Genomic DNA, 7,604 nt, shown 5'->3' with positions numbered 1-7,604 from the left:
ATCGCCCGCATCGACCGGATCCTGGCCGAACGCCACGGGCTTGGACCTTTCGAGGCCACCAAGCTGCGGCGCGAAGCCGAAACCCTTGAATCCGAGGCCCCCGACACTGTGCGCTTTACCCGCGCGATCAAGGATGCCGTGCCCTACGAGGAGCGCGCCGGCGTGATCGAGGCGCTGTGGTCGGTGGTTCTGGCCGATGGCGTGCGCGACCACGAAGAAGACGCGCTGCTGCGCCTGACCGCGAACCTGCTTGGCGTCAATGACCGGGACAGCGCCCTGGCGCGCCAGCGGGTCGAGGCGCGGGGCTAGGTCGCCGTGCTGCGCCTGTGCCCGGCCGTCCTGCTGCTTCTTGGCCTGCCGCTCCATGCGCAAGGCGTCACGCCGGGCGACTACGCCGGGATCCGGGAAACGGCGCAGGCCGTGATCGGGTTCGAGATCCTGCCCCCGCGCCCGGAACCGGGCTACAGCCTCGATCATGGCATCGCCTTCGCGGGGGGGCATGTCGGCACCGGTTTCTCAGGGCAAACCCTTATCTCCGTCGGTCCCTTCGACCGCCTGTCCGGCCAGCCCACGCCGCCCCTTGCCCTTCTGACCGGGCCAGAGGGCGCGGGCCTGTCGCTGGCCACGCATCGCGCCTTCGGCTCGATGGCGATCTATCCGCTCGGAGCGGCCGGGTATCCAGCCGTCGAGGCACGCGGGGAAGGCAGCATCGCGGTCATCTTCGACGAGGACATCTGCGCCCTCGGTCTCCTGGTGCATACCGATTACGCCGACCCGCTCGGCAGCAATGCCGATCACCGGGGCAGCGTCACACTCACGGCCTATGGGCGTGACGGGGCGCGGCTCGGACAGGAAGCGCGCAGCCTCGGCACCGGGGTCTCGGCGCTTGCGCTACGGGTGACGGACGGGCTGGCCGCGATTGCCGGGGCCACGCTTGAGAACACCGACCCCGGCGGCATCGCCGTCGATGACCTCGTATTTGGCCCCTGTTCGGAGACCCTCGGATGACCGCCCTCCACGCGTCGCTGCCCATGTATGACCGCCCCGAGATGCGCGCGGCGACCGATGCGTTCTGGGCCCGGCTGCGCGACGCGCTGCGCGCACGCGGCATCGACGCGCCCGAGGCCCTCCCCCGCGACCAAAGACGCCCCTGGGCTCTTTGGCAATCGCCCGATCTTCTCCTGTCCCAGACCTGCGGCCTGCCGTTGCGGGCGCGGTTGCATGACCGGGTGCAATTGGTGGCCACGCCCGATTTCGGGCATCCGGACTGCCCGCCCGGTTACTACAATTCGGTGCTCGTGACCCGGCGGGACCTGGCGGATCGGCCACTGGCCGAGCTGGTCAAGATGCGGATCGCCATGAACGAGGCGCTCAGCCAGTCGGGGTGGGGCGCGCTTTGCCGCTTCGTCCAGGACCGGGGCCTGACCCTCGCCCGGCCAGCCGCCACCGGCGGGCACGCCTTTTCCGCCCGCGCTGTGCTGGAAGGGCGCGCCGAGCTTGCAGCCATCGACGCGCAGACCTGGCGCCTGTTGCTGCGCTACGAGCCCGAGCTCGGCACCTTGGCCGAGATCGCCCGCACCGACCCGACCCCGGCCCTGCCGCTCATCACCGCGAAAGGCCGCGACCCGGAGCCGATCTTCTCCGCGCTGCAATCGGCGCTGGCCGCCCTGCCCGCCCCGGATCGCGAGACGCTCGGCATCCGGGGGTTCGTGCGCATTCCGCTGGCCGATTACATGGCGCTGCCGATCCCGCCAAATCCCGACGAAATGCCCTGAAGCCGGGCAAATCGACGGGTCGACCCTAGGTCACCCGACAGATGCACATTGCATTTGGGCGTTTTTTGCGCAGAAATTCCAAAGGTCCAAAGGGAAGAATATGCGTGACTGACCAAACAGCCCCGCCCGTCATCGAAATCACCGATCTCCACAAGAGCTTCGGCGACCTCCACGTGCTGCGCGGGGTCGACATGCGTGCGCGCGCAGGCGACGTGGTATCGCTCATCGGCTCGTCCGGATCGGGCAAGTCGACGCTTCTGCGCTGTGCCAACCTGCTGGAAGACAGCCAGGACGGCCGGATCGCTTTCGAAGGCGAAGAGGTGCACTGGAAGGGCAGCGGCCCGCATCGCCACCCGGCCGATGCCGACCAGGTCCGGCGCATCCGCACCAACCTGTCCATGGTCTTCCAGCAGTTCAACCTCTGGGCCCACATGACCATCCTGCAAAACGTGATGGAAGCGCCCGTCACCGTCCTTGGCCGCGACAAGGCCGAGGCCGAGAAAGACGCGCGCACGTATCTCGACAAGGTCGGCATCGGCGACAAATGCGATGCCTGGCCTGCACAGCTGTCGGGCGGGCAGCAACAGCGGGCGGCGATTGCCCGCGCGCTGTGCATGCAGCCCCGCGCGCTGCTGTTCGACGAACCCACTTCCGCGCTCGATCCGGAACTGGAACAGGAGGTGGTGAAGGTCATCAAGGACCTTGCCGCCGAAGGACGCACCATGATCCTCGTGACCCACGACATGCGCCTGGCGCGTGACGTGTCCGATCATGTCGTCTTCCTGCACCAGGGCCGGATCGAGGAAGAAGGCCACCCCGAGGCCCTGTTCGACAATCCGCAATCGGAGCGCCTGCAACAGTTCCTCAGCCACACGACGTCGATCTGACGTCGTTCCAACCAACTGGGAGTAAACTCATGAAAAAACTCGCACTTTCCGCCGCCATCCTGGCGCTGACGGCAGGCGCGGCGCTGGCCGACGGCCACGGCCGCACCATCCGCATGGGCACCGAGGGCGCCTACCCTCCGTACAACTTCATCAACGACAATGGTGAAGTGGACGGGTTTGAGCGCGTGCTCGGCGACGAACTCTGCGCCCGCGCGGGCCTCACCTGCGAATGGGTCACCAACGAGTGGGATTCGATCATTCCGAACCTGACCTCGGGCAACTACGACACCATCATCGCCGGCATGTCGATCACCGCCGAGCGCGATGAAGTCATCGACTTCACCCAGGACTACATCCCGCCCACCCCGTCGATCTACGTCGCCCTGTCGGCCGACGCGGACCTTTCCGGTGGCGTGATCGCGGCCCAGACCAACACCATCCAGTCGGGCTACATCGCCGAATCCGGCGCCACCCTGCTGGAATACGCGACCCCCGATGAAACCGTGGCCGCCGTGCGTAACGGCGAGGCAGATGCCGTCTTCGCCGATGCCGACTTCCTGCAGGATATCGTGGCCGAAGATTCCGACCTGATGGTCGTGGGTGACCCGGTGTCGCTCGGCGGTGGCGTGGGCATGGGCCTGCGGGAAACCGACGGTGAACTGCGCGCCATGTTCGACGCGGCGATCACCTCGATGAAGGAAGACGGCACGCTCAACGCGCTGCTCGTCGAGTGGTTCGGCGACGACATCCCGACCTACGAATGATCTGACCCCGGCGCGCGGCGGGTTTCCTGCCGCGCGCCAATCCAGCCCGAGGCCCGATGTTCGAGTTCTGCGCCGATCCCTCCACCCTGGACACAGCCCCGTGGTTCGCCTGTTACCTGACGAACGGCGTCCACATGCTGTTTTACCAGAGCTTCCTGACGGTGCTTCTGCTGCTGGCGATCACCGCCCCCGTGGCGCTGGCCTTCGGCTTCGTCGGCGCGGCGGCCAGCCGGTCGCACATCCTGCCGCTCAGCTGGCTCGGCAAGCTCTACACCTCGATGGTGCGCGGCGTGCCCGACATTGCCTTCTTCCTCTTCTTCGTGATCGCGCTCGACCAGGCGCTGGAGTGGATCAACCACCAGATCCAGTGCCCGGACTGGGACGAGCCCATCCGCCAGGGCGCCAATTTCGTGGTCTGCCAGGCGGCGAAGATCCCGCTCAATTCCGCCCCGCAATGGGTGCATGAGGTCTACAACTACTTCATCGCGGTCTTCACCTTCTCGATCGTCTTCGGGGCCTTTGCCGCCAACGTGCTCTATGGTGCCATGCGCGCGGTGCCGCGCGCGCAGCTGGAAACCGCCGAAGCCTATGGCATGACCCGCCGCCAGACCTTCTGGCGCATCCTCGTGCCGCAGATGTGGATCTATGCCCTGCCGGGCCTCAGCAACCTCTGGATGATCCTGATCAAGGCGACACCGCTTCTGTTCCTGCTCGGAGTCGAGGATATCGTCTACTGGGCGCGCGAACTGGGCGGCAGCCGCACATCGCAATATGCCTATCCACATCCCGACTGGCGGCTGTGGTATTTCCTGGCGCTCCTGGTCTTCTATCTGGGCTTCACGCGCGTCTCCGAGGTGGTGCTCGGCCGGATCACCCGGCGCCTCAGCCACGGTCAGGCCACCGCCGGTGGCGAAGCGCAGAGAAAGGCCGCGGCATGAGAAATCCACCAAAGGTGAGGCGCCTAAAAGACAACAACCTTTCGCAAAAAAGCGTCTTCAGAGTTGCAGATCACACCATCTGCAACCACGACCTCGCTCAAGGCGCGGCGCAAGCGATCCATTCGCTCACTGGGCCATTTGGTTACAGCATCAATTGCATCAATAATGTCAGGCTGAGTGGGACGTGTTCGAAGTATCAAGCGACCAAGTTTGTCGAATGCAGCCAAGTCTGGGCAGGTTTGAATGACACCCTCTCGTTCCAAGCTCATCCCCTCCCGTTCACAGTACATAATGATCCGATCAACTTCTTCAGGATGAAGTTCCTCGTCTACTCGGGCGGCGGCACAAAGCAATACAAGCCCAGGCAATATTTCGCGGCGAAGGCAAGTATAAGGAGAGGCCGTACTTCTTCTTTGAACGTTCTGGCTTGCGACAGATTTTCGACGTGCCGAATTCTGCTCAATCAGCTCTCCAGATTCACCTTCAAGTATCTCGGAAAAGAAATCTTCTGTATCAAAAATCTCACCCGACGTGTCATAAACATAGTTAATTCGATCAATTCTAAAGCAGCGAAAACTCTTTCTCGCATGACACATAGCACCGAGATATCGGTGCCCTCCGCTTGCGTCTATGTACCGACAAGTCACCAGTCTGTCGGAAACAACTCCCGACGCAGACGTATAATTGAGACCAATATACATGGGCTCGAGATCAAACCGCGTCTTGGCGCCAACCGCAGGGTCAATAAGATTTTGGGAGCTGTCTTCGTCAACATCTTCAATAAATGCAGCATTGTCCGAAGAAACCACTCGAACCTGCAAATCAACGGTGATCGTGATATCTGGCCCGGGCGTTGTTTCAGACGGGGTACGGTTTACAATCCAACTAACAAAGCTCATCGAGATCCATCCATGGTGACTTTTCTCAAATTGATCGCCGAGAAAGCCGTCAGTCAAGGATACGTTTCGGCATGAGCTGTTGGGAAACCGTCCAGGCCTATGCCTTCCGCTCGCTCGGCTACGGGGAACGCCTGCTGCCGCGGGGCGAGATCTCGTTCTGCGAGCAGGTCACGCTGATCGGGTCGGGCATGATCTGGAACGTCTATTTCGGGGTGCTCGCGCTTCTCTTCGGCTTCTTCCTGGCGGTCACGCTGGCCGTGGCCAAGAACAGCCGGCCCGCGATCTTCCGCAAGCCCGCCGAATGGTTCATCTTCGTCTTTCGTGGCTCGCCGCTCTTCATCCAGTTCTTTCTCGCCTATTTCGCCCTGGTACGCCTGCCCGAAGAGATCGGCACGCTCGACATCAGCTGGCTGACCGACCCCTTCGCCAAGGCCTGGCTCGGGGCGTTGCTGGTGCTGTTCATGAACACCGCCGCCTATGCGGGCGAAATCTTCTACGGCGCGCTGCGGTCCATCCCCAAGGGCGATCTGGAGGCCGCCGATGCCTATGGCATGTCGGGCTTCAAGCGCTTCCGCCGCATCGTCTACCCGACCATGCTGCGCCTGGCCTGGCCCGCCTATACCAACGAAGCGATCTTCATGTTCCACGCCACGACGCTGGTCTATTTCTCGGGCTTTCCCGCCTTCCGCCAGCAGGGCGACGCGCTCTACTACGCCAGCTATTTCGCCGATCGCACCTTCAACCCCTTCGTGCCCTACCCGATCGTGGCGGTCTATTTCATCATCCTGACGCTGATCGTCATCACGGTTTTCGGCCTGGTGAACCGGCGGCTCAACCGTCACCTTCCCGCCGAACGGCGCGCCCGCGTGCGTTACCGCCCCAACCTGATCCGGTGATGTCATGGAAATCGGTATCCTCATGGCCGAGGAGTTCAACGCCGACACGCAGGCCGTGCTCGGGCCCTACCTCGGCCTGTTCGCGCAGCTTCTGGAAGGGCATGATTTCATGTTCCGGCAGTGGAACGTGGAGCATATGGATTTTCCCGACAGCCCGCACGAGGCCGATGGCTGGCTGATCACCGGCTCCAGCGCGGGCGCCTATGACGACCTGCCCTGGATCGCCCCCCTGGAAGGGCTGATCCGCAGCATCCAGGCCAGCAACCGCCCGCTGGTGGGTATCTGCTTCGGCCACCAGATCATCGCCCAGGCCCTGGGCGGGCGGGTCGAGAAATTCACCGGCGGCTGGTGTGTGGGGCGGCATGATTACGAGATCGGGGGCCGAACCATGCCGCTCAATGCCTGGCATCAGGACCAGGTGGTGACCCTGCCCCCCGGCGCGCGGCGGCTCGGGGCCTCGCCCTTTTGCGAAAACGCCGTGCTGGCCTATGGCGACAGCATCCTCACCTACCAACCCCATCCGGAGTTCGAGGCCGAGACCGTGGCCTATTTCACCGAAAGCCTGAAAGGGGGCAGCGTGCCCGACGCGGTTCTGGAGGCTGCGCGCGCCACCCTGGCAGAGCCCACCGAGGGGCCGGAAATCGGCCGGGCAATCGCCGCCCATTTCCTGCGCAACCGGGGCTGAGCCGCCGCCTTCCCTTTCGGCAAAAATCCCCGCTTTTCTCGGCGTGACGTCTTTGAACCGTTACGTTTCGTGTGTAAGTTTTTCGGAAATGAAGTTTTCGAAAAGGTGAAATGATGGCGCTCGCCCCCAATGTCTACGACGCGGAACCGATCCCCGAAAGCGCGCGGGCGGAAATCGAACGCCTTCTGCAAAGCGGCGACCTGTTCCGATACACCGCCCCTGAAAACGCCCCGGTCAGCCTGCTGGAGCGCGAATTCGCCGACATGATGGGGATGAAATACGCGCTCGCGGTCTCCTCCTGCTCGGCGGCGCTGTTCCTGTCTCTGCTTGGCCTTGGGCTGAAACCCGGCACCCGCGTGCTGATCCCTGCCTTTACCTTCGCCGCCGTGCCGTCCGCCGTGGTGCACGCCAATTGCCATCCGGTTCTGGTCGAGGTGGGCGAAAACTACCGCATCGACATGGCCGACTTCGCCGCCAAGCTGACGGGCGACATCGGCGCGGTCATCATCAGCCACATGCGCGGCCACACCTCCGACATGGACGCGATCATGACGCTTTGCGAGGCACGCGGCATTCCCGTCGTCGAGGATGCGGCCCATTCGCTCGGCACCACCTGGCACGGTCGGAAGATCGGCACGATCGGCCGCGTGGGGTGCTTCAGCTTCCAGACCTACACGCTGGTCAATTCCGGCGAGGGCGGAATCCTCGTCACCGATGACGCCGACCTGGTGGCGCGGGCGGTGATCATGTCGGGGGCCTA

At 63.7% G+C, this 7,604-nt stretch carries 10 protein-coding genes; 9 read left to right on the top strand and 1 reads right to left on the bottom strand.

What is annotated here, in order from left to right; all coding sequences use genetic code 11:
• From ACEQXV_RS03050 to ACEQXV_RS03025, 6 genes are all read left to right on the top strand, one after another.
• Positions 1–309 (top strand): TerB family tellurite resistance protein (locus ACEQXV_RS03050; protein WP_370267839.1); only part of this gene is annotated, 309 nt, incomplete at its 5' end.
• 6 nt (positions 310–315) lie between these two features.
• Positions 316–1,008, top strand: coding sequence for a hypothetical protein (locus ACEQXV_RS03045; protein WP_370267837.1), 693 nt, complete (start codon positions 316–318; stop codon positions 1,006–1,008).
• The gene (locus ACEQXV_RS03040) at positions 1,005–1,775 is read left to right on the top strand and encodes a phosphate/phosphite/phosphonate ABC transporter substrate-binding protein (RefSeq protein ID WP_370267835.1); all 771 of its coding nucleotides are present in this window, start codon (positions 1,005–1,007) and stop codon (positions 1,773–1,775) included. The genes ACEQXV_RS03045 and ACEQXV_RS03040 overlap by 4 nt, the downstream gene beginning before the upstream one ends.
• 104 nt (positions 1,776–1,879) lie before the next feature.
• Positions 1,880–2,662 carry an ABC transporter ATP-binding protein gene (locus ACEQXV_RS03035; protein WP_370267834.1) on the top strand — a complete coding sequence of 261 codons (783 nt, stop codon included), beginning with the start codon at positions 1,880–1,882 and terminating at the stop codon, positions 2,660–2,662.
• A gap of 29 nt (positions 2,663–2,691) precedes the next feature.
• A complete protein-coding gene (locus tag ACEQXV_RS03030; RefSeq protein WP_370252269.1) occupies positions 2,692–3,426 on the top strand; it encodes a transporter substrate-binding domain-containing protein in 735 nt (244 codons plus the stop codon).
• A gap of 56 nt (positions 3,427–3,482) precedes the next feature.
• Positions 3,483–4,364, top strand: a complete 882-nt coding sequence (locus ACEQXV_RS03025) for an ABC transporter permease (RefSeq protein ID WP_370252271.1) — start codon at positions 3,483–3,485, stop codon at positions 4,362–4,364.
• Positions 4,365–4,387: 23 nt separating this feature from the next.
• Here ACEQXV_RS03025 and ACEQXV_RS03020 read toward each other — a convergent pair whose 3' ends face one another.
• Positions 4,388–5,320, bottom strand: a complete 933-nt coding sequence (locus tag ACEQXV_RS03020) for a TerB family tellurite resistance protein (protein WP_370252273.1) — start codon at positions 5,318–5,320, stop codon at positions 4,388–4,390.
• Between the two features lie 14 nt (positions 5,321–5,334).
• Here ACEQXV_RS03020 and ACEQXV_RS03015 point away from each other — a divergent pair, with 14 nt between their 5' ends.
• The 3 genes from ACEQXV_RS03015 to ACEQXV_RS03005 all read left to right on the top strand — a co-directional run.
• Complete coding sequence (locus ACEQXV_RS03015; protein ID WP_370252274.1) at positions 5,335–6,159, top strand: ABC transporter permease; 825 nt, start codon at positions 5,335–5,337, stop codon at positions 6,157–6,159.
• Between the two features lie 4 nt (positions 6,160–6,163).
• Positions 6,164–6,844, top strand: coding sequence for a type 1 glutamine amidotransferase (locus ACEQXV_RS03010; RefSeq protein ID WP_370267832.1), 681 nt, complete (start codon positions 6,164–6,166; stop codon positions 6,842–6,844).
• Positions 6,845–6,957: 113 nt separating this feature from the next.
• Positions 6,958–7,604: DegT/DnrJ/EryC1/StrS family aminotransferase (locus ACEQXV_RS03005; RefSeq protein WP_370267830.1), on the top strand; the 647-nt coding region annotated here is incomplete at its 3' end.

It is taken from the genome of Nioella sp., from assembly GCF_964229645.1.
Classification (GTDB): domain Bacteria; phylum Pseudomonadota; class Alphaproteobacteria; order Rhodobacterales; family Rhodobacteraceae; genus Nioella.
This window is presented reverse-complemented; position numbering and strand designations above follow the sequence as displayed.